This is a genomic window from Agromyces sp. NPDC057679 (genome assembly GCF_042799635.1).
GTDB lineage: Bacteria > Actinomycetota > Actinomycetes > Actinomycetales > Microbacteriaceae > Agromyces.
Genome location: NZ_JBHVIK010000004.1, coordinates 44,394 through 68,031, shown reverse-complemented (window position 1 = coordinate 68,031; position 23,638 = coordinate 44,394). Strand labels below are relative to the sequence as shown.

The 23,638-nt window shown below is 67.0% G+C and carries 25 protein-coding genes; 15 read left to right on the top strand and 10 right to left on the bottom strand.

Annotated features, from left to right (window positions below):
• Nucleotides 1-2 precede the first annotated feature (2 nt).
• The 9 genes from ACFVAJ_RS16630 to ACFVAJ_RS16590 all read left to right on the top strand — a co-directional run bounded on the left by ACFVAJ_RS16630 (nucleotide 3) and on the right by ACFVAJ_RS16590 (nucleotide 9,574).
• Nucleotides 3-398, top strand: a complete 396-nt coding sequence (locus ACFVAJ_RS16630; protein WP_376947057.1) for a DUF4190 domain-containing protein — start codon at nucleotides 3-5, stop codon at nucleotides 396-398.
• A gap of 42 nt (nucleotides 399-440) precedes the next feature.
• Nucleotides 441-3,266: a CRISPR-associated helicase Cas3' gene (gene cas3 / locus ACFVAJ_RS16625; protein WP_376945981.1), complete on the top strand. Its 2,826-nt coding sequence runs from the start codon at nucleotides 441-443 to the stop codon at nucleotides 3,264-3,266.
• 26 nt (nucleotides 3,267-3,292) lie between these two features.
• Nucleotides 3,293-5,296, top strand: a complete 2,004-nt coding sequence (locus tag ACFVAJ_RS16620) for a type I-E CRISPR-associated protein Cse1/CasA (protein ID WP_376945979.1) — start codon at nucleotides 3,293-3,295, stop codon at nucleotides 5,294-5,296.
• Entirely contained in the window at nucleotides 5,296-6,501 is a 1,206-nt protein-coding gene (locus ACFVAJ_RS16615) for a type I-E CRISPR-associated protein Cas7/Cse4/CasC (protein WP_376945977.1), read from the top strand. Before ACFVAJ_RS16620 ends, ACFVAJ_RS16615 begins: the two co-directional genes overlap by 1 nt.
• Nucleotides 6,498-7,205, top strand: a complete 708-nt coding sequence (cas5e, locus tag ACFVAJ_RS16610; protein WP_376945975.1) for a type I-E CRISPR-associated protein Cas5/CasD — start codon at nucleotides 6,498-6,500, stop codon at nucleotides 7,203-7,205. Before ACFVAJ_RS16615 ends, cas5e begins: the two co-directional genes overlap by 4 nt.
• Nucleotides 7,193-7,735: a type I-E CRISPR-associated protein Cas6/Cse3/CasE gene (locus ACFVAJ_RS16605; RefSeq protein WP_376945973.1), complete on the top strand. Its 543-nt coding sequence runs from the start codon at nucleotides 7,193-7,195 to the stop codon at nucleotides 7,733-7,735. The genes cas5e and ACFVAJ_RS16605 overlap by 13 nt, the downstream gene beginning before the upstream one ends.
• Nucleotides 7,732-8,556, top strand: coding sequence for a hypothetical protein (locus ACFVAJ_RS16600; protein ID WP_376945971.1), 825 nt, complete (start codon nucleotides 7,732-7,734; stop codon nucleotides 8,554-8,556). Before ACFVAJ_RS16605 ends, ACFVAJ_RS16600 begins: the two co-directional genes overlap by 4 nt.
• A 9-nt stretch (nucleotides 8,557-8,565) precedes the next feature.
• Nucleotides 8,566-9,126, top strand: coding sequence for a hypothetical protein (locus ACFVAJ_RS16595; RefSeq protein WP_376945969.1), 561 nt, complete (start codon nucleotides 8,566-8,568; stop codon nucleotides 9,124-9,126).
• 61 nt (nucleotides 9,127-9,187) lie between these two features.
• Entirely contained in the window at nucleotides 9,188-9,574 is a 387-nt protein-coding gene (locus ACFVAJ_RS16590; RefSeq protein WP_376945967.1) for a peptide chain release factor-like protein, read from the top strand.
• Between the two features lie 30 nt (nucleotides 9,575-9,604).
• Here ACFVAJ_RS16590 and ACFVAJ_RS16585 read toward each other — a convergent pair whose 3' ends face one another.
• Nucleotides 9,605-9,949: a hypothetical protein gene (locus tag ACFVAJ_RS16585; protein WP_376945965.1), complete on the bottom strand. Its 345-nt coding sequence runs from the start codon at nucleotides 9,947-9,949 to the stop codon at nucleotides 9,605-9,607.
• Nucleotides 9,950-10,080: 131 nt separating this feature from the next.
• Here ACFVAJ_RS16585 and ACFVAJ_RS16580 point away from each other — a divergent pair, with 131 nt between their 5' ends.
• From ACFVAJ_RS16580 to ACFVAJ_RS16565, 4 genes are read left to right on the top strand one after another with little or no spacing between them, the layout of a single operon-like run.
• Nucleotides 10,081-10,266 (top strand): hypothetical protein, encoded by a 186-nt coding sequence (locus ACFVAJ_RS16580; protein ID WP_376945963.1) that lies wholly within the window; start codon nucleotides 10,081-10,083, stop codon nucleotides 10,264-10,266.
• Between the two features lie 23 nt (nucleotides 10,267-10,289).
• A complete protein-coding gene (locus tag ACFVAJ_RS16575; RefSeq protein WP_376945961.1) occupies nucleotides 10,290-11,102 on the top strand; it encodes a thymidylate synthase in 813 nt (270 codons plus the stop codon).
• On the top strand, nucleotides 11,102-11,518 hold the full coding sequence (locus ACFVAJ_RS16570; RefSeq protein ID WP_376945959.1) for a hypothetical protein: 417 nt from the start codon (nucleotides 11,102-11,104) through the stop codon (nucleotides 11,516-11,518). The genes ACFVAJ_RS16575 and ACFVAJ_RS16570 overlap by 1 nt, the downstream gene beginning before the upstream one ends.
• A gap of 7 nt (nucleotides 11,519-11,525) precedes the next feature.
• Entirely contained in the window at nucleotides 11,526-12,050 is a 525-nt protein-coding gene (locus ACFVAJ_RS16565) for a hypothetical protein (protein ID WP_376945957.1), read from the top strand.
• Here the strand turns inward: ACFVAJ_RS16565 and ACFVAJ_RS16560 are convergent.
• Together ACFVAJ_RS16560 and ACFVAJ_RS16555 are read right to left on the bottom strand one after the other, a co-directional pair.
• Nucleotides 12,047-12,562: a hypothetical protein gene (locus ACFVAJ_RS16560; RefSeq protein ID WP_376945955.1), complete on the bottom strand. Its 516-nt coding sequence runs from the start codon at nucleotides 12,560-12,562 to the stop codon at nucleotides 12,047-12,049. The genes ACFVAJ_RS16565 and ACFVAJ_RS16560 overlap by 4 nt on opposite strands.
• Before the next feature lie 119 nt (nucleotides 12,563-12,681).
• Nucleotides 12,682-12,903, bottom strand: coding sequence for a hypothetical protein (locus tag ACFVAJ_RS16555; RefSeq protein WP_376945953.1), 222 nt, complete (start codon nucleotides 12,901-12,903; stop codon nucleotides 12,682-12,684).
• Between ACFVAJ_RS16555 and ACFVAJ_RS16550 the strand changes: the two genes are divergently transcribed.
• Nucleotides 12,890-13,666: a hypothetical protein gene (locus ACFVAJ_RS16550; protein WP_376945951.1), complete on the top strand. Its 777-nt coding sequence runs from the start codon at nucleotides 12,890-12,892 to the stop codon at nucleotides 13,664-13,666. The two genes, ACFVAJ_RS16555 and ACFVAJ_RS16550, sit on opposite strands and share 14 nt — an antisense overlap.
• Here the strand turns inward: ACFVAJ_RS16550 and ACFVAJ_RS16545 are convergent.
• Both ACFVAJ_RS16545 and ACFVAJ_RS16540 read right to left on the bottom strand, forming a co-directional pair.
• Entirely contained in the window at nucleotides 13,663-14,004 is a 342-nt protein-coding gene (locus ACFVAJ_RS16545; RefSeq protein WP_376945949.1) for a hypothetical protein, read from the bottom strand. The genes ACFVAJ_RS16550 and ACFVAJ_RS16545 overlap by 4 nt on opposite strands.
• A gap of 238 nt (nucleotides 14,005-14,242) precedes the next feature.
• Nucleotides 14,243-15,043 (bottom strand): dATP/dGTP diphosphohydrolase domain-containing protein, encoded by an 801-nt coding sequence (locus ACFVAJ_RS16540; RefSeq protein ID WP_376945947.1) that lies wholly within the window; start codon nucleotides 15,041-15,043, stop codon nucleotides 14,243-14,245.
• A 75-nt stretch (nucleotides 15,044-15,118) separates the two neighbouring features.
• On the opposite strand from ACFVAJ_RS16540, the gene ACFVAJ_RS16535 reads away from it, so the two are divergent.
• Entirely contained in the window at nucleotides 15,119-15,646 is a 528-nt protein-coding gene (locus tag ACFVAJ_RS16535) for a helicase associated domain-containing protein (protein WP_376945945.1), read from the top strand.
• Nucleotides 15,647-15,708: 62 nt separating this feature from the next.
• Here the strand turns inward: ACFVAJ_RS16535 and ACFVAJ_RS16530 are convergent, their stop codons facing one another.
• From ACFVAJ_RS16530 to ACFVAJ_RS16510, 5 genes are all read right to left on the bottom strand, one after another.
• A complete protein-coding gene (locus ACFVAJ_RS16530; protein ID WP_376945943.1) occupies nucleotides 15,709-16,473 on the bottom strand; it encodes an exonuclease domain-containing protein in 765 nt (254 codons plus the stop codon).
• Nucleotides 16,474-16,683: 210 nt separating this feature from the next.
• On the bottom strand, nucleotides 16,684-17,538 hold the full coding sequence (locus ACFVAJ_RS16525; RefSeq protein ID WP_376945941.1) for a SprT-like domain-containing protein: 855 nt from the start codon (nucleotides 17,536-17,538) through the stop codon (nucleotides 16,684-16,686).
• A 102-nt stretch (nucleotides 17,539-17,640) separates the two neighbouring features.
• Nucleotides 17,641-20,961 carry a hypothetical protein gene (locus ACFVAJ_RS16520; protein WP_376945939.1) on the bottom strand — a complete coding sequence of 1,107 codons (3,321 nt, stop codon included), beginning with the start codon at nucleotides 20,959-20,961 and terminating at the stop codon, nucleotides 17,641-17,643.
• A 314-nt stretch (nucleotides 20,962-21,275) separates the two neighbouring features.
• Entirely contained in the window at nucleotides 21,276-22,289 is a 1,014-nt protein-coding gene (locus ACFVAJ_RS16515) for a hypothetical protein (protein WP_376945937.1), read from the bottom strand.
• A 339-nt stretch (nucleotides 22,290-22,628) separates the two neighbouring features.
• A complete protein-coding gene (locus tag ACFVAJ_RS16510; protein WP_376945935.1) occupies nucleotides 22,629-23,561 on the bottom strand; it encodes a DNA polymerase beta superfamily protein in 933 nt (310 codons plus the stop codon).
• Nucleotides 23,562-23,638 lie beyond the last annotated feature (77 nt).

Here is a 23,638-nt window from a genome sequence, read left to right as displayed (position 1 = left end):
CGATTCGCACCCAGGCTGATCCGGCTGCCGAGCTCGAGCGCCGTGCGCCGGCGCCGCCGACAGTCCGCGACATCGCCGTCATCGGCGGTGAACAAGAACGCCCAGTCGCGCACATCCACTTCACTGCCCCCGGGAAATCAGACGACCTCGACCACACCCCGATCTCAGGGTTCGCGATCACCTCATTCGTCGCCGCGTTCTTCATCCCCGTCGTCGCAGTCGTGTTCGGCCACCTCGCCATCCGCCACACCCGCTCCGGCCGTTACGCAGGGCGGAAGATGGCGATCGCAGGCGTCATCCTCGGCTGGATCGGAATCGTCTGGGTTGGGCTGATGGCACTCGCTCTCGCCCTCGGGGTGATGGTCGTCACAGCGGGCGGGAAGATCATCATCGGCTGACCCCATCCCAGCCGATTCTTCACAGGTCGCACAGGGATGGGTATGGGCCCCAACCTGCGAAACGCCGCGCCTGCACGAATCGACCCGACCCTCTGGGGGAAGCTCGGATCACACGGCCGCGACCCGTACCCGCTGATCCAGCACGCGCTCGACACGTCCGCCGCGGCGGCCGCCGTCTGGGATCGGTGGCTTCGTCCGGGCCTCCGTGACCTCCTCACCGAAGCCCTCGCCCCCGGCCGCCCCGAGCATGCCCGAGCGATGTACTCGGCCCTCGCCGGCGTTCACGACGTCGGAAAAATCAACGTCGTCTTCCAAGGCCAACTCGGAACCGAGAACACCGACTGGTACCGAGACGACTTCCTCCCCGAACACCTCATCGACCTCGGCGCGCGCGGCTACGAGATCAGCCACCCGAGGACCGGGTCAGGTCTCGGACCCCTCGACCTCGACCCCGCCAACGGCGAACTGTCCGGCGCCGCGGCCGCCGCCCGACGTCACGAAGCGGTCACCCTGTACGTCATCGCCGGCGCATGGCCGGGGAAGCTCACCTCGGTCGCCGACAACTGGGCCGCAGCGGTGCTCGGCGCACACCATGGCCGTTACCACCCGAACGACACCGGTCTCGACCAAGAGCAGGTCCGGACCGGGTTCGGCGTCGACCGGATCCTCGGGCAGCTGACCGTCGGAAAATGGGGCGAGCAGCAGCAGGCGCACCTCCACGCGGTGACCGCCGCCGCAGGCGTCACGGTCGCCGAGCTCCGCACCCCGTTGCACGCCCACCGCACCGAAGCGGTGATCCTCCTCTCCGGGCTCGTCTCCATCGCCGACTGGATCGCATCGACCACCGCGTCCATCGCCGCGGGCAGACAGCTGCGCGTGAACGCCGCCGAGCACCCCGAACGGTGGCTCGCGTCGCGAGCAGCGCAGATGCCGGCCATCCTCACCGCCACCCTCGGCGTGTACAACCCGATCGAGAACGCCACCGCCGACGTCATGAGTGTCTACGCCGACCGGCTCAGCGACCTGCAGCAACAAGCGCTCACCGTCGGCCGCGGCCTCTGGGTCGCCGCAGTCCCCGCAGGCGACGGGAAGACCGAAGCGGCGCTCCTCCGCCACTCCACCCACCCCGGCGAAGGTCTCCTGTTCGCGCTTCCCACCCGGGCGACCACCGACGCGATGTGGGACCGGATCCAGCGCACCTACCGAAACACCCCGAACTACGCCGCGATCCTCCACGGGAACGCGATGCTGAACTCGTTCTACGCAGCCCGCGACAGCGACGCCCACATCGAGACCGACGGATGCGCCGGCCACGACGACGGCGGACACCGCGGCCTCACCCCGAACGGCTGGCTGACCGGGCCGGCAACTGCGTTGCTCGCACCGCTGTCCGTGTCGACCTGCGACCAGGTGCTTCTCGGCGCCCTCGCACAGCGCCGCTCCTACATGCGGCTCACCGCGATCGCGAACCGGCACATCGTCCTCGACGAAGTCCACACCTACGACACGTACCAGGCGACCCTCCTCGAGGAGCTGCTCCGATGGTGCGGGGCCACCGACACCCGGGTCACACTGCTGTCCGCCTCGCTGCCTGAGTTCCGGCTGCAGCGGTACGCCGAAGCGTACGGCGGCGACGCACCGGACCAGGCGATCTACCCCGGCGTCACCGCAGTGCGCGGCGACAGCACCGAGCAGTCGTGCGTCACGTCACGCCGAGAGTACGACCTCGGATTCACCGTCCGGGAAGTCAGAGGGAACGACCTCGTCGCCGAGCATGTCGGACGGGCCCGGTCGCTGTTCCGACGGCACCCGAACGCGAAGATCGCCGTCGTCGTCAACCAGGTCGACCGGGCGATCGCGATCGGCCGGTCACTCAGCAAGCTGGTCGACCCCGTCGTCGTGTTCCACTCGCGGATGACCGCCGGGCACCGCATGGAGATCTCCGAACGGATCCTCGAGCACGCCGGCCCCGATGCCGGCGAAGGCGGCATCATCGTCGTCGGAACCCAGGTGATCGAAGCGTCCCTCGACGTCGACTTCGACTTCATGATCACCGACCTCGCCCCGGCGCCGTCGCTGATCCAGCGCGCCGGCAGACTCTGGCGTCACTCGCAGCCGACCCCGGAAGGGTGGGTGCACCGCCGTCCCCGCTACACCGGCGCTCCGGTGCTCGAGGTGGTCGCCGCGCTCGACGACGCATACGAGGACACCCTCTCGCCGGTCGCCCGGTACCCGTACCTGATGGCGGAGCTAAAACGGACGAAAGCGGCGCTCGAGCAGCTGAAGAAGGAACCGATCCGGATTCCCGCGGATGTGCAGCCGCTCGTCGACGCGGCCGCCATCACAGCTGAGGAGGTGGAGTACGAGACGAACGTGTCGGCATCCGACCGTCACGACGAGTACTTCTCCGACCTTCGCCGCGCCCGCCGCGCCGGGAACGTCACCATCCCGTTCCGAGGTGCCGGCGCCCGACGCTGCCTCCTCTCCCCCGAGCTCACCTTCCAGGAGTTGTCGAAGGTCACCACGAAGCACGACCTCGACGAAGCCGCGACCCGGTTCATCGACCAGGACCAGGAGACGTACCTCCTGATCGACCCCGCCGGGACCACCCCGTACGCGTGGCGCGGGACCGTCGACGAAGCACAGCAGGCGACCGGGCAGGCCGCCCGGGACATGCTGGCGTCCACGTTCACGATGACGCTCCGGAAACGGGAGCAGATGCCATGGGTGATGGACAGCGTCGACGAGGAAGCCTGGCACCCCGTCTCAGCCGCGTTCAAGAACGTCAAGGTCATCCACCTCACCGAAGCTCGCGGGTACGATCCGATGCTCGGGATGACCGGCGGGGCGTGGTCCGGGCAGGGTTGAGCGTCCCGCCCGCGCATGCATCTGCCGTGAATCCATCTCCGCGCCAGTCGATCCGTGATGTCCCGTGCATCGCGGTGCGTATCGACGGCCGCCGCGCTGTACTCACCCTCGACGACACCCTCACCCGTGCGCACCAGATCGAACGGCTCGATATCCGCGACCCGTTCGCGATGGCCGGGATGATCCGGCTCCTCATCGGGATCACCGCGCTCATCCTCCGCCAGTCCGGAACCGAGCACCTCGACACGATCGCCGAGCAGGGGTTCGACCCGTTCGACATCGAAGACGCGCTCGCCCTCGTCGACGATCACCTCGGACTCACAGACTCGGAACTGCCGTTCCTGCAATGCCCTGAGCTCGACCATTACGACGACGGCACCGCCCCGCGGTCACCTGCGGCCACGTTGAGCCCGAGAGTGCCGGGGAGGTCATCCCGGGCATGGTTCGACGTCGCCGGCGGGCCATTCACCGCCGCTGCTCTCGACCCGAGACAGGCCGTCGAAGCACTCGCCGCGAACTGGTACTACGGGTGCGCCGTGAACAGCTGGACCGTCATCGACGGGAAGAAGATGTACCGCGTCGGCGGGTCCGTAGGCATGTACGGCTCCGGAGACCCGGAAGGCGCGAAGACCGCGCTGACGTTCTTCCACTCCGGCCGAACCCTCGCTGAGCTCCTCCTCGCGAACACCCATCAGCACTGGGTGGACGACACGACCCTCCCGGCATGGGCGTCCCCGTTCTCCGTCAGCCACCCGGCCGGTTCACTCGCCGAAGCAAGCTTCACCGGCTGCGCCGCGCTCCTCAGCGTCGACGAAGCATCCGGCGTATTCGACACCGTCATCACCGGCGGGTTCCCGTCCGGGCTCACGAAACAGGACCACGCGAAAGCCGTCAGCGAGCAACTCCGACAGGCCGCCGAGAACGACCCCACCCGGGCGTGGATGTCGAAACCCGGGAAGGGCGGCACCGAACGGAAGCTGCTGTTCTCAGGGCTCGCCAGAACGAACTCCACCGCTCAGAACCTTCGCGCCTGGCATGTCGACGCGGCAGGACCGGAGCTCCGCCACGGTCTCCTCCGCCCAGGCGCCGGACTCGTCGTGCTCGAGGTCGCCGCGATCAGCAAGGGCGGGATCACCCCGACGACCGCGACCTGGTTCGACGTCGAATCCGGGTTCGTCGACCTCGACGTCGTCCAACGCGAGCTCGTCGCCGACATCGGCAACACCGCGGCCAGGAATCCGGAACGGGCGCTCGAACGAGCGGTGAAGGCGGCGCTTCCCCCGGTCGGAAACATGGACGGTCGGCAGGAAACCGCCACCAGGGCTGCAGTGGGGATGTTCCACTCGCAGCTCGAACCCGCCATCCAGGATGCCGTCGCGACGATCGTCGCTGGCGGGGAACCGACTAGCCTCCTCGACAAGATCCACGACGCGAAAACCGCAGCGTTCGACCGTGCCGTGCTCCCCCACCTCAACAGCAGAACCGTCGCGACGATCGCTGCCGGCCGCGCCCAACTCCGGAAGCCCCGATGGGCGATCGCAGACGACCATGACGCAGCGGCAGTGAACCGGATGATGGGCCGGTACCTCAACGACGGGAGCACCAGCTTCCGGCACGAGCTCGCCAGAGGCCGACACCTCGAGAACCGCGACCATCTCGCAAGGATGTTCACCTCGGACCTCCGCGGCGCCGAGAACCCTGACGCCGTGATGAACGCCGTGACGTTCGCCGCGTCACACCCGAAGCTGATCCACTCCGGGCGTCCGCTCCCCGCAGCGCTCCGCCACCACTCCGATGCCATCGGCGACCAGCTCGACGGAAGGTCCGGCATCCCGCACCTCGTCGGCATCCTCACCGAAACCGCAGGCGACGCAGCCATGCCCCTCTTCGAGCGCCTGGTCGCACGCCTTGAGCAGGACCGAATCCACGTATCCGTCATCGACCTCGTCCACACCGTACGCCGCTGGCATGACCCCGAACTCCGCCGCGACTTCGCGTACACCTTCTTCGCACCGAAAGCCAGAACCTGATGCTCCACGACTTCCTCACCGTCCACCAGCTGATCGCCCTGCCGCATCACAACCGAAACCGCGACGACCGTAACGCCCCGAAATCCCTCCTCGAAGGCGGCGTGAACCGTGGGGTGCTGTCCTCCCAGTCGCAGAAGCGGGCAGCCCGGATCAGGTACGAGGAAACTGCAGCTCAGGTCGCATCCAAGCGGAGCCGGCACCTCGCGAAGGAGATCGCGGGACGTGCAGAAGACCTCGCCGCGCACGTCGGCGCCGAGCTCGACACCGCCGCAGCCGAGCAGGCCGCGAAGTCGTTGATCGCGAAGCTCGTGAAGAACACCGCATCCGCCGACGCCGCACTGGCCGCCGCAGAGAAGACCGCACGCGACACCCACGAGCGGCGAATCCCTGAAGGTGCCGACGCCGACATGTACATGGCCGAGTTCGACGCGGCCGCCGCGTCGAAGAGGGCCGCCGTTGAAGCGAAACGCGGCGAACGCGACGAGACCGCATTGTGGATCTCCGACGAGGAGCTCGAGCTCGCGGCCGTCGCCATCGCACGCGGTGAAACCCCAGACGCCGCGGACATCTTCACCGCCGCCACCGGCAGCCTTGCGATCGCCGCGTTCGGGCGCATGTTCACCAACCAGCCGGACGCCTCTACCGAGGCCGCAATCGCTGTCTCCCCCGCCGTCACCACTCACCCGATCAACATCGGGTTCGACACGTTCACGACCATCGACGACCTCGCCTCGAACGGCGCAGCGCACTGGTCCCACACGTCGCACACCACCGGCGTCTACTACCGAACCCAGACGATCGACCGGAAGCAGCTCCGACGCTCCTGGTCAGGGATCGACCGCGACGGCGCCAGGACCCTTCTCGACGTGTTCGTCCGCGCGCTCGTCGAAACCGTCCCGCAGGGCCGGAAGAACAGCTCCGCCGCGGAGACCCGCCCCGCCGTGATCCTCGCCGAGCAGCAGGCGTACCGCTTCGGCTACCAGTTCGAAACCCCCGTCCAGCCGCTCCCCACTGGCGGATACCTCGCTCCGTCCATCGATGAGCTGTTCGAGCAGGCCGCCCAGGCTCGCGACTACGACCCGGACGCGATCGGGCCGTCGTTCATCTCCGGCACGAAAGCTGCTGCTGCGCCTGAACTCGCAGGCGCCGGCCGAGGCGGCATCCGCCAGCTGACCGACTTCATCGTCGACTGGGTGCTCGATTGAAGACCCTTGCTCTCCGGTTCGCCGGGGCAGCGCAGTCATACGCTTCGTCGCCGTTCACCACCCGGACCACCGAAGGTGTGCCGACCCGGTCGGCAGTCCTCGGGATGCTCGCCGCGGCCGCCGGCATCCCTCGCGGTGAGGTCCCGGAATGGCTCGACGAGCTCGACATCTGGGCGCGTGTCGACAAGGCCGGCACCGCGGAGCGCGACTTCCACACCATCGCAGCGCCGCCGAGCAACGTCGGCGCGATCCGCACCCGCCAGCGCCGGATCGCATCCCTCGGAGAGGACCGGAAGAAGGCGGACTACACCGTCCCGACCGGCGGCGGCCGCCGATGGGTTTCCCACGGCGCGACCACCATGACGACTGTCAGGTCCTTCCTCGCCGACGCCGAGTTCATCGTCGCGATCTCCCATGACGACGCCGAAGTCATCGACCGGCTCGACTCGTTCGTCCGGAACCCGGAGTTCATGACCTACCTCGGGAGGAAAGCGTTCGCGCCGGCCTTCCCGTTCCGGCTCGGCGTCGCCGACACCGAACCTCAGGTGATTCTCGGGGCCCTGCCGACACTGTCCGAAGCCGACGCGCTCCCCCTCCACCATCTGAACAAGCCGAGAAGCTACGCGACCGCGCATGTGTACCCAGAGCGGTGCAACCACCGATCCGAACTGCTGAAGAGATGGAAGGACGCATGGGCATCCTGAGCGAAGTCCCGTCGCAGTCTCTGACGACCCGATTCCGTGACCGCCACCGGCAGATCATGGACCTGTTCCCCGCCGAACTTCCCGGCTCCGCGAAAGAACGACGGGCGACCAGCCAGGTGCTCTTCGCCGACCTCGGCTCCCGTGTCATCATCCGGTCAGCCGTCGCACCCTCACAGCACGTCGACGGCCTCCGATCCGTCACCGAACGCCGCACCCCGGCCGCCGGAACCCGGGTCACGCTCCGCGCGTTCGTGAACCCCGTCCGGCGCCTCAGAGGCGGCGGGATCCGGCCCGTCGACGACATCGAGGAATGGTTCGCGGAACGCGCCGCCCCCGCACTCGACGACGTCGACATCCTCGCCACACACAGACGGAACACCCACACCGGCCGCTCGAACCTGATCATCGAACAGATCGACGCCGCCGCCACCATCACCAACCACGACGCGCTCGACGAACTCCTGCACGACGGCCTCGGCCGCGGGAAATCGTTCGGGTGCGGACTCATCCTCATCGGAGCCGCAGCATGAGAACGACACCGCTTCAGTTCAACAGGATCGGCCGGTCCGAGAGCGGCCCGAGCTCGATGCACTACGCGCAGATCGACTACGCCCGAATCGTGAAGTCCGGCAACGGACTCGCCGTCGTGTCCGTTGAGGAGGACGACGCCGACGTCGCACGGCAGCCCATCACGATCCCCGAAGGTCACGTGATCATCGGCCTCGGTCACGGCGCTTCGCCGACCCCGGCCGCGCGGAAGCTTCTCGACGAGGCCGGCGTGCACCTGGTCAGCACCGTCGGCGACAAGCAGTGGAGGCCCGAACCGGTGCGCTTCACCTCGCTGGCGCACGCCCAAGCATTCATCTTCGCGAGCGACGAGTTGCGTGAGAAGGCACTTCGCCGAGTCTTCGCCGCGCGGATCGGAGAATCCGTCGCGCTCGACGGTGCCAGCCTGAAAGACCTGCAGGTGCTCGACCAGGCGATGATGGACGACACCCACCAGAAGCTCGCTGAACGGTACAGCCTCCGAAAGCGTCGTGAGCGCGGCAGCGCCGACCCGGCAAACCTCGCGCTCGACCTCGCAGGCGAAGCGACCACCGCGATCGCCGCCGGCGTGACGCAGCTCCTCGGTATGTCGCCGCAGTTGTCCATCGTGGACTTCGAGTCGAACTACCCTGAGGACCTCGCGACGACGTTCGCGATCTCCGACATGATGCCGATCGCGTTCCGAGTCGCCGCCCGGAAGCTTCAGGACCCGGAGAGCGTACGAGCTGCGATCGACGAGGAACTCCACCGAGCGCAGATGGTCCCGCGCATGATCGATCAGACCAGGATGCTGCTCGACCTCTGAGGAGGCGCCGTGAACCACCCAGCAGTCCCCCGAGACGCCGACCGTGCCGACTACTACGCGGCGACCGACCGGAAGCACTTCGGAGACCCCTCCACCCCGGGGTCGACGTTCACCGGTGACGGCATCAACCGGCTGGAAGACATCGTCCGCCTCGCCGAGTGGCAGCGCGGCAACCTCGACGGCGACGACCGGCTCGAGCTCATCGAGCGCGGCTGGTCCGACCCTGGAGCGTTCCTCCCCGACCACCGGTACCTGATGGTGTTCACCCCCGGCGTTCTCGGAGTCCTGAACTCTGCGCACGTCGACGAGCGATCGCGCGTCAAGGTGATCCGCACCAAGCCTGGGGTCGCATGCTCCGTGGTCATCGACGTCACCGAGAAGCCGGCGACCGACTTCGGCGTCGTGATCCTCGACAAGGACGGCACCGTCGTCACCGCTTTTCCTGGCCCGATCACCGACCCAGGCGTCGACGACACCTTCGGGCACCTCGAAGGACGCACCGCCACCCTGGCCGAGATCCGCGAGCTCGCCGGCGGCGAAATCTGGATGAACACGGCACTCCCCACCTGAGCGGAGCCCGGCACGCCCGGGCGCCTGGATCAACACTCCACCACTCAGGAAGGCAACACCCATGGCTCAGCGTGAGCTTCTCTTCTCCGTCGCCCTCGCCGACTGCGTCGTCGAAACGTTCATGGTCTCCGGCGCCGGCGGCCAGCATCGCGACCGCACCAACGCCGGCGTCCGAATCACCCACCCGCCGTCAGGCGCTGTCGGCCGCGGCGTCGACGACCGCTCCCAGCTCAGGAACAAGAAGGCAGCGTTCCTGAAGATGGTCGAGTCGCCGCAGTTCCAGTACTGGCTGGCCCTCGAACAAGCCCGCCTGTCCGGCCGGCAGACCCCGGAGCAGTACGCCGAAGCTGAGATCTCGAACCCGAAGCACCTCCGCGTCGAAGTGAAGGACGAGAACGGCCGCTGGGTGGAAGCAGGAAGCCCGTGGCCGGAAGAGGCTGCCGCCTAGACCGACCACGGGCTCGCCGGGCATCGGATGCTAGATGTTGCCCTGCTCGAGCTCGTTGAACTGATCCTGGAGGTCGGGGCAGCCGACGGCGATGCCGACGGAGACCAGCGTGTTCGCTGAGCTTGCGGCGCCCAAGGCCACGTGCTTGGTGAACACCGCCACGGCGAGGTCTTCCCGAGTCGTGACGTCGTCGATCGAGTCGCAACCCGTGCGCACGGCCGCGGCGATCTCGCCGTCGCTGAGCGTCTCCAGGTTCAGCGGCGCCTCCGCGCGGACGTGCTCGGCGATCTCGGTGTCGCTGGGCCCGCCGGCGCAGCCGGTGAACATGATCGCGATCGCAGCGGCGGCCGCGGCGGCGGCGAAGGTCTTGCGCAAGGTGGAACTCCTCTGGTCGTGCGGGTAGAACTTCCCGAAGCCTACGGGCTCCCGGGAGTCGGCTGGAGAATCCCTGAGCCGCGCATGTGAGCGGTGCCGCATGTCTTCCATGCGAGACCGATTGGGACCCAATGCCAGACACCGCCACGCCGACCATCACCCCGCAGCTCGCCGACGCGCTCGAGCGGATGCGTGACGACGACGAGATCATCGAGGCGATCGCCGACACGCTCACCCACGACGACCCTGCCGAACGTCTCAAGCGAGCCGGTGCGATCTGGGGCAACGTCCTCGACGCACAGCTCGCCGGCGTCTGACAACGAACACCTCGAGGAACACCATGACCGCTGACATCACCACCCCGTACGAAGACCTCCTCCGCGACGTCCTCGAGAACGGCACCTACAAGTCCGACCGCACCGGCACCGGCACCTACTCCGCGTTCGGCCGGCAGATCCGGTTCGACCTCGCCGACGGGTTCCCGCTCATCACCACCAAGAAGGTGCACTGGAAGTCGATCGCCGTCGAGCTCCTCTGGTTCCTCCGCGGCGACTCGAACATCAAGTACCTCCACGACCACGGCGTCACCATCTGGGACGAATGGGCAGACGAGAACGGCGACCTCGGCCCCGTGTACGGCGTCCAGTGGCGGTCATGGCCGAACGTCGACGGTGCCGAGAGCATCGACCAGATCAAGAACGTCGTCCAACAGATCCGCACCAACCCGGACTCCCGCCGGCACATCGTCACCGCCTGGAACCCCGCAGAGATCGAAGACATGGCCCTGCCCCCATGCCACGCGCTCTTCCAGTTCTACGTCGCCGACGGGAAGCTCTCCTGCCAGCTGTACCAGCGATCCGCCGACCTGTTCCTCGGCGTCCCGTTCAACATCGCCTCCTACGCGCTCCTCACCCACCTCGTCGCCGCGCAGACCGGCCTCGAAGTCGGCGAGTTCGTCTGGACCGGCGGGGACTGCCACATCTACTCCAACCACCTCGAGCAAGTCCACAAACAGCTCACCCGGGCCCCGTACCCCTACCCAGAGCTGCAGATCGCCGAGAACGTCGACTCGATCTTCGACTACCGGTACGAAGACCTCGACATCGTCGGATACGAACACCACCCGGCGATCAGAGGGAAGGTGGCGGTCTGATGGCATCGAAGCGCGCATTGACCTTCTCGCGAGCCTCGCAGGCTACGCTCGCCTGGGCCGCATCGCTCGCGCTAGTGCTGAACCTGATGCTCTGGGCTGCGGCGGGAGCTCAAGGTGACGTACTCTTGCGCAGATTCGGGAGTGGGCTCATCTACACACCCGACTCTTGGTACTCCGTCGCCTACGTCCACTCCTGCGCATGGGCCGCGTCGCTGACGCTCGCATGGGCGATCGCGCGATGGCGATCAAGGGTCGTACTCGCCACGATCTCTGGCCTGATCTGCTTCCCGATCGTCCTCTGGATCATGGAGCGCGCCGCGTTCATCTACGTCGGAATCTCATGGCTTCCGGCGATGGTGATGCTCGCTGTCGTGGCAGTGAACGCATGTCCGCGAACGCCCGTCGACCGCGCATGACCTCCTCATGGAGATCATCCGCACCGGCGTAACGGCCCGTCACCCGTGGCCTGAGGGCATGTTCATCCAGGGCGGCGGCCGTGGCCTTGTGCTTTCCCGGACCCCTGGGGGTGACCCGTACCGCACCGCATTCGTCGAAGCGTTCCCGGATGAGTCGTTCATCCGCGGTGAGGGCGCGACGGTTGAGGAAGCGGAGGACGCCGCGTGGGCGAAGTACCAGCGGCACCAGAGCTGCCCGGATCACGAATGGGAGTCCCGCGGATACGTCAACGGCGCCGGCTTCTGCAGGCACTGCAAGAAGTTCAAGTCGGGGGCATTCACCCCTGAGCAGCTCGGCCTGTTCTGCGACACCTGCGGCGCCGGGACGTTCTGGACGACCGCCGGCGGGAAGATGTTCTGCGAGGATGACGCTCCGTCACTCGAGCGGCGCCGCGCCCTCGACGAAGAGGCCGGGATCGAGAAGTCCGCGCTCACGAAGCTGCTGGAAGACCTCGCAGAAGAGGGCGACGAGGACGACGAGCTCGGCAGCTAGGCGGCCAGACGGTACTCACCCTGGCCGCCGGATTCCGCGGCTGCGGCGGCGCGTTCCGCCTGGAACGCCTCGTTCAGCTCCCGGTCCTTCCGCTCGCGCTCCTCCTGCTCCTTGCGCTGCATGATCTTCACCGCGCGAAGGTACGAAGCGGAGCGGGCTGCGGCCAGGGCTGATGCGTCAGGGGTCGCCTGCTGCTTGCGGATGCGGTCGCGCTCCTCCGCTGCCAGGCGGATCTCCTCCCATTCAGCTTCGAGCTCGGCGCGGGACTTCGGGATCCCGATCGTCACCGTCACGGGGCGCGGCTCTCGCACTTCCCAGCTGGTGTCCATGTACTCGGCCGGGATCACCGGTGACGGCTTCTCCTGGCCGCGATGCTTGCGGCGTTCGTGCCGGCGGATCTTCCGCTCCGGGGCCCGCCATGAACGGTGCCGGCGGGAGGTGTGCTCGCACCATTCGCATGTGTACCGGTAGTAGAACCGTGCTCCGTCGAAGCCGAGCATCTCTCTGGCCACAGGTACCTCACGAATCGTGTTGCAGGAGCGGCCGCCGGGACAGCCGGGGCACGCGACGGCACCCCGGTCTCGGGGCAGCCCGTCGCGGTCTACATGCGCGGGATGCCCCGACGTCGGCCTCAGACGAGAACGAGGTGACGGGCTCCGCGGCCCAGCATCGCGAGTTCCGCTTCGAGGAGTGCCAGGTCCCGGAACTGGGCGAGGGATGTCGCCAGTTCACGGACGACCGCACGGGCGACATCGGCGGGGTTCGCGTGCTCATCCCCGAACTGCAGTTCGGCGACGATTCCTCCGAGGGCTTCGAGGCGGTCAACGGTGAGGGTTTCGGTGGGCTTCAGCATCAGTTTCGTATCCTTCTTCGTCTCTTCGATTCACTGGATACATGCGCGGTTCGCCGCATGTCTCAGGTGCGGCGACCAAGCCGAAACACCTGATCAGAAGGACCCGCGCACCATGCCTCCCACCGCGAAGTCACGACAGTCCGAGGTGGAAGCGCAACAGGCGAAGTCGTTCGAACGCGAAGCTGAAGCGCTCCGCGTTCGTGCGGCAGCGGAACGCCGGATCGGGGAACGTCGCCTCCTCCCGGTGATCGCGCCGGGGCTTGCGATCACCCTGATCGGAACCGCGGTCATGATGGTCGGCGCGTCCTGGTCGATCGACGGGCCGGCGGAGCCGTGGCGGAATCCGATGGTGTGGCTCGCTGTGCTCGGCATCATCATCGCGGCGTTCGGCCTCGCGACCGTGTCGAAAGCATCGAACGACCGTTCCGAAGCGCCGAGCCGTGCCGGTGCGCTCGACGGCCGCGCCGAGCTCCTCACCCGGCAGGCGCTCGAGCATCGACGGGAAGCGGCCCGTCTCACCGTCGAGGAGCGGAAGTACGACGCGCTGCCGAAGCTCGCTGATGCGGTCTCCACGAACCTGTCGAAGGCTGACCGGAACCTCGAAGAGAACAAGCTCGACGCGGAGCTATGGATGATCTTCGCCTCGCATGGCGACGAGGACACCGTCTCGAAGCTCGCGAAGGCGCACGGCTGGTCGTCGGCGGTGACGCGTCGCCTGCGGGCGCTGAACGCGTCTTGGCGGTCGGCGACGCTGAAGGTCTAGGACACCAGGCGCAGCGGGCGCTCAGCGGGCGCTGAGGGCTGCTGAGCGGTGAGGTTCTCCACCTGCCGGCGAAGCCGTGCGATCTCCGCGTCACGTCGGTCGACCTCGTACACCAGGAGCGGCAGGAGGGTGCGGGCGTCCGCGATGAACTTCGCGTCCCGCTCCTTCATCTCGCAGAGGTCGTCGACGCGGTTCACGCCGTCGAAGACGTCGTTCTCAGGCCCGGCCAGCCCGACTGTGCGGCGTCCGTCCGGTCCGTCTGCGAACACCACCTGCCAGGGGCCGGAGGAGACGTTCGCGGTCACGATCCTCGCGGCGGTGACGACGTTCTGCTGCAAGGTGACCTCCCCGGCTTCGGCGCGATGTGAACGCCGGGCTGGGAGAGAAGGGGTGACCTCCCAGCCCCGGCGGACATCAGCCTAAGCACCCGTGAAGGCCGGTTCACGCCAAAGCGATACTCGCGAATCCGGGTTCGCGGAACCAGCCGGATCACCGGCATCGGCGACGACGCACCGTGAGAATGCAGACGCCCCGGGAGGCATCGAAAACCTCCCGGGGCGTGCGCTGTCTGGGCCCCTACGCGGCAGCTGCCACCGGCTTCTCGGCGGCCGCCGGAGCGGTCACCACCACGGGGATCGAGTCGAACCCGATCGGTGCGCCGAGCAGGAACCGGTCGTCCGCGTCGGGCCGGCTGATCGACAGCTCGAGCAGCAGCATCCCGTACGCCGCAGCGAACGCGAGGTTCGGAAGGCCGGTCTCCTGGTCGAGGTCCTCCCCCGCCCAGTACAGGCTTCCGTGCGCCTGCATGAGGCCGTACAGGGTGCCGAACGTGATCGATTCGGGGATCTCGATGAACGGATCGTCCGGGTTCACCTCGAGGAGGTCGAGGACCTCCGCTGCGGCGCCGAACACCTCAGCGACCCGGGCGTACGGGTACATCGGGATGAGGTCATGACGGTACGGGGACGGGATCTCCTTCGGCGGGACAGCGATCGACTCCACCTTCGAGCTGTGCAGCGGGGCAGTGTCCTTCGGGCTGGTCGCAGCACCGTACGGGCGACGGTCGAACCCGGGGTGGGTCTGGTTCGACTCGAGGATCGTGAAGAAGTGCCAGACGGTTGCTGCGAGGTGGTGGCATCCGGTCTCGCTGTCGTAGTTCTCGCCGGACCAGAACAGAGCCGAGTGCCGGCCACCTCCGGCGTACGACTTCGACGACTCGTACCCGGAACGGAAGTTGTTCGCCTTGTACTTCTTCGCGCCGCGGCCGTACAGCTTCGCGAGCTCGTTCAGCGCGCGCGGCGGGATGCGATCGAACGCCTGCATCTTCACCCCCTTCGACGCTCCGGTGCTGCTGGTCGTGCGGATCTCGGCTCCCATGTATCTCCTCGTGTAGGCGGTAGTCCGACACGGTTCACATGCGCGGGAAGGTGCTTCTCCGCGCATGGATGAGGCATGTTCGATCAAGACGAATCCCCGGCATCCCGCAACGTCAAGGAGGAGAACCAGTTCAAGTGGGCTCTCCGGTCCGCGAAGGTCCAGATGAAGGAGAACGGCCGATGCCCGCAGAAGGACGCGAAGGGGTACGAATCGATCTCCGGTCACTGGGTCGCCCGACAGCGTGACCTGCTTCGCACCGGCCAGCTCCGACCCGACCGTGAAGCGATCCTCGACGCGGAACTGCCAGGCTGGCGCGACATGACCTCCCTCGAGCAGTTCGAAGTCGACCTGGTGCAGGTGATCCTGTTCCGGCAGAGCAACGGCCGTCTCCCTGACGAACGCTCAACCGTCGACGATGAGCGCCTGCTCGCGCAGTGGGTGTCGGATCAGGTGAACGCGAACCGGATCGGCAGACTCGAGCAGGACCGCATCCAGATGCTCGACGAGCACCTGGGCGGCTGGGACCGCGGCGGAGTGTCGGCGGACGCGCTGCAGCTGCTCCGCTCGCTCCGCCAGGCCGGCACCCCGGTCGTGGCTCGCTGATCCAGGGACGACGAAGGGGCGCAGCCATTTGATCGGCTGCGCCCCTTCTGTGTCTGGTTCGGTCAGACGGCGTTCGCCGTCTCGAACTCGGGTGCGGGGGTCTCGAGCTCGGCCTCAGTTGTCGCCGCCGGGCGCTCACGGAGCGGCCAGCCGAAATCGACGTTGAACTCCGGCTCGCCGTTGCTTCGCCTGAACTCCTGGTAGCTCTCCTGCTGCTCGAACGCCCAGCCGATCTGTCGCTCGTGAAGCTCGACCTGAGCCATGTCCCCGAACCCACGGGACGTGAGCACCTTCCCGAGCACCTGCCAGGTGACCCCGCCGGTCGCGATCGCGTCGAACTTCGAGTCGTGCGCGCCATCCAGCTCCACGCCGTAATGCGCTGCGGTCGCCTCGAGGGTGCGCTTCCCGCGGCGGTACTTGTCGACCGTCTTGTCGATGATGAGCGGGTCGATCACCACACCGAAATCGGCGATCGGTTCCAGGTCGTACCGTTCCGCCTCGGCGTTCAGCAGGCTGAGGTCGTACGCCGCGTTGTACGCGACGAGCGGCCGGCCGGTCGAGATGGAGCGGCGGATCACCGTGAGGATCTCCTCCACCGTCTCCTTCGCGTCGCGGCCGTCGGCGCGAGCCATCTCAGTCGTGATGCCGTGCACGTTGGAGGCGCCCTCGGAGATCTCCACCCCGGGGTCGGTGAGCCACGAGTAGGCACCGGTGATCTCGTTCTGCCGGTTCACCCGGCCGAGATACGCGGTGACGATGCGGTCAGTGAAGACGTTGACGCCGGTCGTCTCGAGGTCGAAAACACAGAGGTCCTCGATCTCGGACACCGGCCTGAGAAAGCGCGGGTGCGAAGTCATGGTTCTCCCATGCGCGGAAACCTCGCCGGCGGAGGCCAGTGACACCTCTGCGGCGGTCTGCGGCTTCGGTTCAGAGCCGTTCAACTGGCCGTTCGCACGCTGCAGGTACCGGTTCGTGAGGTTCGTCATGCCTCTGTAGGTGTGCGGGGCCCGATCGTCGAGCCCCGCACGCCCGGCGGGTTACATCACGACGAGAAGCGAAGGGGTGGCGCGGAGCGGACCATTCGCCGTCGTCACGGAGATCGTCTTCTTGTTCACACGATCCACCGTGCCGATGACTCCGTGGTACTTGCTGCCGGGGTAGTTCACCTTGACGCGGTCCCGGGGCTGGAACGTCGGACGGCTGGTCGATGCACGAGGAGCGACGGGGCGACTCACCGGGACACTCGTGACGATCGGCTTGAAGGCGGAATCGCCCTTCTTCCGGTTGCCGTGCTCGTCGAGGACGAACCGTGCCGAGGTGAACGGGATCGTGTAGTTCGCCTGCCCGTTGCCGGTGGTGTCGATCTGGTACCGCGTGCGACCGACCTTCATGACCGTGCCGGTCAGGCCGCAGCCGGTGATGACGTCGCCGTATCGAGCGGTCGGAATCGAGTAGGTGTGACTCCCCGACCATGCGTTCTCGCCGATCTTCTCACCGGTCGCCGTGTCGTTCCGGTGAGGTGCAGCAGCACTGGCTTCGGCGGCTGCTTCACGCTTCGCGGTGTAGTACGGGTTCTCACCGCAGCGCTTCCCGTCGCAGCCGATCTCGATCGCCTTCTTCTTCCACTCGGGACCGTGACCGGAGCGGACTCGGCTGAGTCCGCGGACGACGTACGCGCCAACGAGGGCGTGGGCGATCTCGTGAAGGATGGTGTTGCGAACCTGACGCTCCTCAGCGGCAGCGATGTACAGACGGCTCAGGCGGATGGTCGTCGTGCGGTAGTGGCACGAACCCATTCGGCGCTCAGCGGAACCGAGCGCCAGATGCCAGTCGGAGAGGCCGTGCTCGTTCATCAGTTTGCGGGCGAGTGCGGTTGCGGCGTTGATGTCCATGTTGGGTGTTCCCTTCTTCTCGGAGCACCCATGCGCGGGGTTTCCGGGCAACGCGAAGAGGGCCGGATCCGAAGACCCGGCCCTCACTCACGCCTGCTCAGGTTACGCGCGACGTCGGAGCGACATGTACACGGCGGCGCCGGCCAGCGCTGCCGTCATCGCTGCGAGCCCGCCGAGGAACCACGGGAAGTTCGGGCCGCCGAACGCGGAACCTGCGAACTCGAGCGAGGACACCATGATGCCCTTCACCCGGGACTGCTTCAGCGACACCGTCTCCGACGGGTCTCCGAACTCGCCCTTCTGGATCACCTGGCCGTCAGCAGACCACAGGGTCGCAACCCAGTGGAACGTGCCGAGACCGACAACCTTCTGCCCGTCGGACGTGACCGTCAGCACCTGGTCGTTCGCCTTCTGGCCGAACGGAGCCGTCGTCTCACCGACCACCGGGAACTTCTTGTCGTCCCACTCGGTGTTCAGGATCCGGTCCGCGGACTCGGCCGGCCGCTCGCCGAGCGGGGTGTAGTACACCTTGAACGTCACGTACGCGCCATCCGGGACCAGCCCGGTGATCGTGGCGGTGTCGGTCGCGTCCTCACCCTTGAAGCCCGGGCTTGCGACCGTGGACAGCTTCGGCGATTCGACCTTCGTCTTCTCGTCCGGGTGGCCGCACTCACCGGTGTGGATGGTCACGTCGGAGATCGAAGCGGTCTCCTGCCAGAAGATCGTTCCGATGTGCTCAGGCTTCACCTTGAAGGCCTCCGAGTCCACGGAGCCGGCCTCTGCGAGGTGGTGCGGGTTCGTCGACTGGTAGACCAGGTTCTCCGGGGTGCAGACCGGCGCCTTCGACCCCTCCGGCTGCAGGTAGCCGGCGAACGTGACGTCCACACCCTCCGGCGGGATGAACCCGGAGACGGTGGCGGTGTCCTTCACAGTGGAGTGCGGAGCAGCGAACGATGCCGCCTTCGTAGTCACCTTCGGGACCGTCACCTCGGTGGTCTCGTCAGGGTTGGTGCCGCAACCGTCGGTCCAGACGGTGATGTTCCCGATCTTCGCTTCCGCGACCCAGTAGATGGTGCCGACATGGTCCATGGTCAGCTTCAGCGGGGTCGCGTTGCCCGACCCTGCAATCGCGAACGATGTCGGGATCGGAGTCTCGAGCACCAGGTTGGAAGGCTCGCAGCGAGCGACGATCGGGTCGCCCTTCACGGCAGGCTGGTCCTGCAGGTAGCCGCGGAACGTGACGGAGACACCCTCGACGGGGATCCAGCCGGTGACGGTCACCTCGTCGGTGGCGGTCGATCCGGGGGTGGATTCGTCCTGAGCGTCGGTCACGAAGTCAGGGACGGTGACCTGTGTCGTCTCAGCCGGGTTGGTGCCGCAACCGTCGGTCCAGACCTTCACACCGTTGATGTTCGCTTCAGCGACCCAGTACAGGGTGCCCTTGTGGGAGTTGTCGAGCGAGAACGTCTCCGACGTCGCCTTCCCGGCCGCCGTCATGTGGAGCGGCAGCGTGGACTGCAGGGCGAGGTTCGACGGCTCGCAGCGAGCGACGATCGGGTCGCCGGGGTTCGCCGGCTGGTCCTGCAGGTAGGCGCGGAACGTGATGTCCACTCCTTCAGGGCGGAGGAACCCGGTGACCGTGATGGTGTCCGTCGCGGTCGAGCCAGGCGATGACTGGTCGACGGCGTCGGTGACGAAGTCAGGGACGGTGACCTGTGTCGTCTCAGCCGGGTTGGTGCCGCAACCGTCGGTCCAGACGCTGGCGCCGGAGATCCGTGCTTCCGCGACCCAGTAGATGGTGCCGACGTGCGACATGTTCAGGGCGAAGTCGTCCGAGACTGCGGTGTCCTGACCGATGGCGATGTGCTTCGGGACGGTGGTGCGGAACACCCGGTTCGACGGCTCGCAGCGAGCGACGATCGGACCGCCGGCGGTTGCTGGGGCGTCCTGCAGGTATGCGCTCCAGTAGACGTCGATGCCCTGGGTGGGGATGACGCCGGTCACCTTCACCGAGTCGTTCGCGGTAGATCCTGGGTTGGACTGCGGAGTTGCAGTCGTTTCGAACGACGGGACCACGAACGGAGTCTCAGCCGGGATGCCGAAGTCGTCCTGGAATCGGTAGTTGGTCGGGATGGAGACACGGGTGGCCGCCGACTGGTCGGCGTAGCTGATCGTCCACACCCACGTGTAGTAGCCGCTCTCCGTGACCGCCTTGTCCGCGGAGACGGTGTACGGGGCGGTTGGCCCCTGAGCGTACGTGGTGGTGACCGTGCTGCGTGCCGCGACCGGTGCTCCCGCCGGGATGTTCGCGCTCCGGGTCGGTTCAGTGGCGAACGGGCCGTACAGCGTCCCGTGCGCGACGACGCGGGCGTAGTTGCTGCCGGACTGGAACCACGGGGCCGCAGTGCCGGCGCTGAAGGTTAGACGGTCCTGCGGGGTCGCGCCCTGCTGCAGGAGCGCGGTCGTCTTCTGCGTCGTCACGATCGGCTCGAACTCGGTCGTGCGGTTCACCGGGTCGATGCCGCTCAGCGTGAAGCTGCTCGGCGCCGCGCCCGAACCGGACAGGGTGCGCTGTTGGCCTCCGGTGTACCAAATCCGAACGGACGACTTGGTGCCGCCAGTGGTGCCGAACGTCGCGTTGGCCGAGATCTTGTACGGCGTGCCTGCGGCCGGCGGGACGCCGCGGATCGCGTACGACCCGTTCGTGATTCCGCTACGGACGGCAGAACCGTTCGAGAAGACGCCGTTGGTCAGGGTCATGGTCCCGGACGTGACGCCGGCGGGGAGTCCGGCGACGGTGACGGTGCCGAGGTAGTTGTTGTTGCCGTCGACCTGGAACGTGATCTGGCCCTGGGCGGGGACGTTGTTGGCCCAGTTCGCCGACATGTCCGCCATGATCGCGTTGTAGCTGTTCGTGATCGCCGAGTTTCCATCGATCCAGAAGTGTCCGTTGGGGTTGTTCAGCGACGTGAAGTTGTAGACGGCGGCGCTGACCGCGGCGGCCTGCACGTTGTCGGCCGTCTGCCCGTACTTGTTCAGGATGTAGTTCAGCTGCTGGACGGTGTTGCCGCTGATCGGGCGCGAGCTGCCAGCAGGGTCGCCGGCGACGCTTGAGAGTTCGCCTCCGAAACTGGTCGCGCCGGACGGCCAGTCAGCTGCAGGGTCCATGCAGTAGATACGGGTGCCGTCGGGTGCGATGTAGTTCCCGAGGAACCCGCCGAACGGGGTCTGCCCCGAGTAGCCGGCGCCCGTTGCCGCGGCGATGACCGGAGAGGTCACGAGCGTCAGGCTGCCGCCGATGATCGCACCGACGACGGCGGTGGCCGCGGCGACGATCCCGAGCTTCGCCCACTTGCTCTTCAGCCGTCGGTGGGATCGCGGCTCGAGGTGTCCTCGGCCGAGTCGGATCTGGAACTTCTTCAAGCGATCACCCCTACCTCTCCTGAATGCACTTCCATCAGGTAGGTATGCGGCGAAAACGGCTTTGAAATACGGGCTTCACGCGGCGTGGCGCGTGTGATCGTGGGTAGGTTCACGCCCGTTGCATGCGCGGGGTGGCGGACGTCGACGGTGGTCGCATCGGCCGCGCATGAGGTCGCCGTGAAGGGGTAGCGGACGCAGAGAACCGGGCTGCTCGATAGCTCGAACAGCCCGGTTCAAAGTGGGTCGTTCCGGGCCTCAACCGCGCATGGGATTGGCGAGAAGAAGGAGACGAAACGGTGAGTGTTGGTGGTGTGTCAGAGGTCGCAGACGTAGAAGTCGATGGTGGTCCCGCTGATCGTGTAGTCGTACGGGAAGCTGAACGAAACGATCGACGTGCCACCGGGGCCGGGGTCGTGCGACGAGTACCAGAACGACATGGCGCCGTTGCACCCGGGGGTGTAGTTCCCGTTGTTCTGGACGTAGACCTTCGTGTCGGGCTGCCAGCCGCCACCACCACCGGATCCGCCGCCACCGCCAGAGCCGCCACCGCCGCCCGAACCGCCGCCGCCACCCGAGCCGCCGCCACCGCCGGAGCCGCCACCGCCGCCTGAACCGTCGCCGGACCAGTCGTCACCATCGGAGCCGGAGCCGGAACCCTGCTCCTGGGCACGCTTCGCAGCCTCGGCGGCCTCCTGCGCAGCCTTGTCGGCGGCAGCCTTCGCTGCCACATGTGACGCGTCAGCCGCCTTCGTCGCCTGCAGCGCAGCTGCGATCGCTGCAACCATGTCCGCGGCGTCGCGCGAGCTCGCCCGGATCTCCTTCACTGCGGCCGTAACTGCAGCCTTCGACGCCTGGTCGGCGAGGGTCTTCGTCGCGAGAGCAGCCTCGGCGGTCTTCGCTGCGGACTCCGCCACGAAGAGCATCTTGCCGCGCGCGTCCTTCACCGCGGTGAGGATCTTCTCGGTGTCCTTCGACTTCACCGCCTTCGCGAGCTCGTCCAGCGCGGCCTGCAGCTCGTCGCCGGCGGTCTTGTCGTACGCGCCGGCCAGGTCGGCGATGCCGGCGAGGTCCTTCTCGAGGGCCGTAGCCGTGTCGGTCGCAGCCTTGAGCTCGGCGGCCGCCTTCTTCGCTGCGGCTTCCGCGGCCGCTTCGCGCTGCTCAGCTGCGACCTGCTCCGTGTGGACGGCGTAGGCGGGCACCCCGACCGCGGCGGTCGCGATGACAGCAGCTGCCGCGATGGCGCCGATCTTGCCGGCAACCGGGAGCTTGGTCCAGCTGAACTTCCGCTTCGCGGTCGTCTCAGGGCCAGTGTCGGTGGGTGCTGTCACACTGTTCGTAGGGTGGTCAGGCGTCTCGGTCATCAGGTTCTCCAGTCGGTCGTTCGGGGTCTCGCCCGGCCGCTGGATGAGCGTATCGAGATCTGCGTGAGTGCAGAAAAACGTCCGTTATCCACCGTCCAATCCTTGGCAATCCCCCTGTTTCAGGGCAGCAATCCTTTGCTTGGCACTCCTCATGCGCGGGGATCCGGTGTCGGTAGGTGCTGCTATGCGGCATGTTCATTCGAACATGCGTTCGATCAGGGGTATTTCCGTTTCAAATTCCCCGCCGAAACGCCGAAAACCTCCACCCTTAGCAGGGTGGAGGTCTTCGAAACTGCAGGCGGCCGGTCAGGCTGCCAGTTGACCGGACTCCCGCCACGTAGCGGTCTGGGCCCAGGTGAGCCAGCCGTGCAGCCAAGCCATGTCGACGTCCTCCGGAAGGGTGGTCTTCTCGATCGCCTGCTCGAGAGCCTCCTCGAGGTGGCGGCCCTCCGAGAGCACGTCGTCGTACGACACCTCACCTCGACGAACCGCGAGCACGTGATCGCGGTACGGCTGAGCGAGCGGCAGCGCCAGCGTGCCAGACTCCAGGATCCCGAGACCCTGGTGAAGGAGGCGCAGGTAGTGGCCGGCGAACTTCACGTCGTAACCGTGGGCGGAGACGAGCTCCTTGCGGTGCACCTTCTTCGACAGCTCGCCGGTCATCTGCTGACGCTGGTGCGTTGCGTAGCTCAGGTGTCGACGAACAAGGCGACTCGTGACGAACCGATCACGGTTCGCTCGAAGCGACTCACCGAACTCGTTCATGGAGACGATGTGCTCCTCGCTGCAGAACACCGGGATCACAACCGTCGGGTTCCCGGCGGTCGCGAGACGCGCCCACTTCCTCAGCGGGTAGATGGTGTAGTCGAGGTCGCCCGGCTCCGAACGCTTCGCCGGCGGAGGCGTGACCTTCCGGCGGCCGGTGGTTGAGCCTGCGCCCTTCTGGGTCTTGCCGTTCTTGCCGGCGGTCTCCTGCTCCTTCACGGGCACAGGCTCTTCACGGCCGTGCGCGCTGCGGAACGTCCACAGCGCAGGCGACTGGCGGAGGCCCAGCACGTACTCGACGGGCTCCACGGAGATCCCCATGTGGTCGATGTCGGACACCGCTTCGCCGAGGCCGGTGCCGTGCACCTCGGACCCGGAAACAGCGCGGATGATGGTCGGGAAGACTGCCTGCTGTTCGGCGGTCAGTCGCTCGTCGTGGGGCATGTTCGCCGCCTCTCTTCTCGGCAGTTCCATGCGCGGAAACTCGCGACATCCAGCCTCGGAATCCACCTCTGCTAACCAGCGTTATCATGTGATAACCTGAGTATACG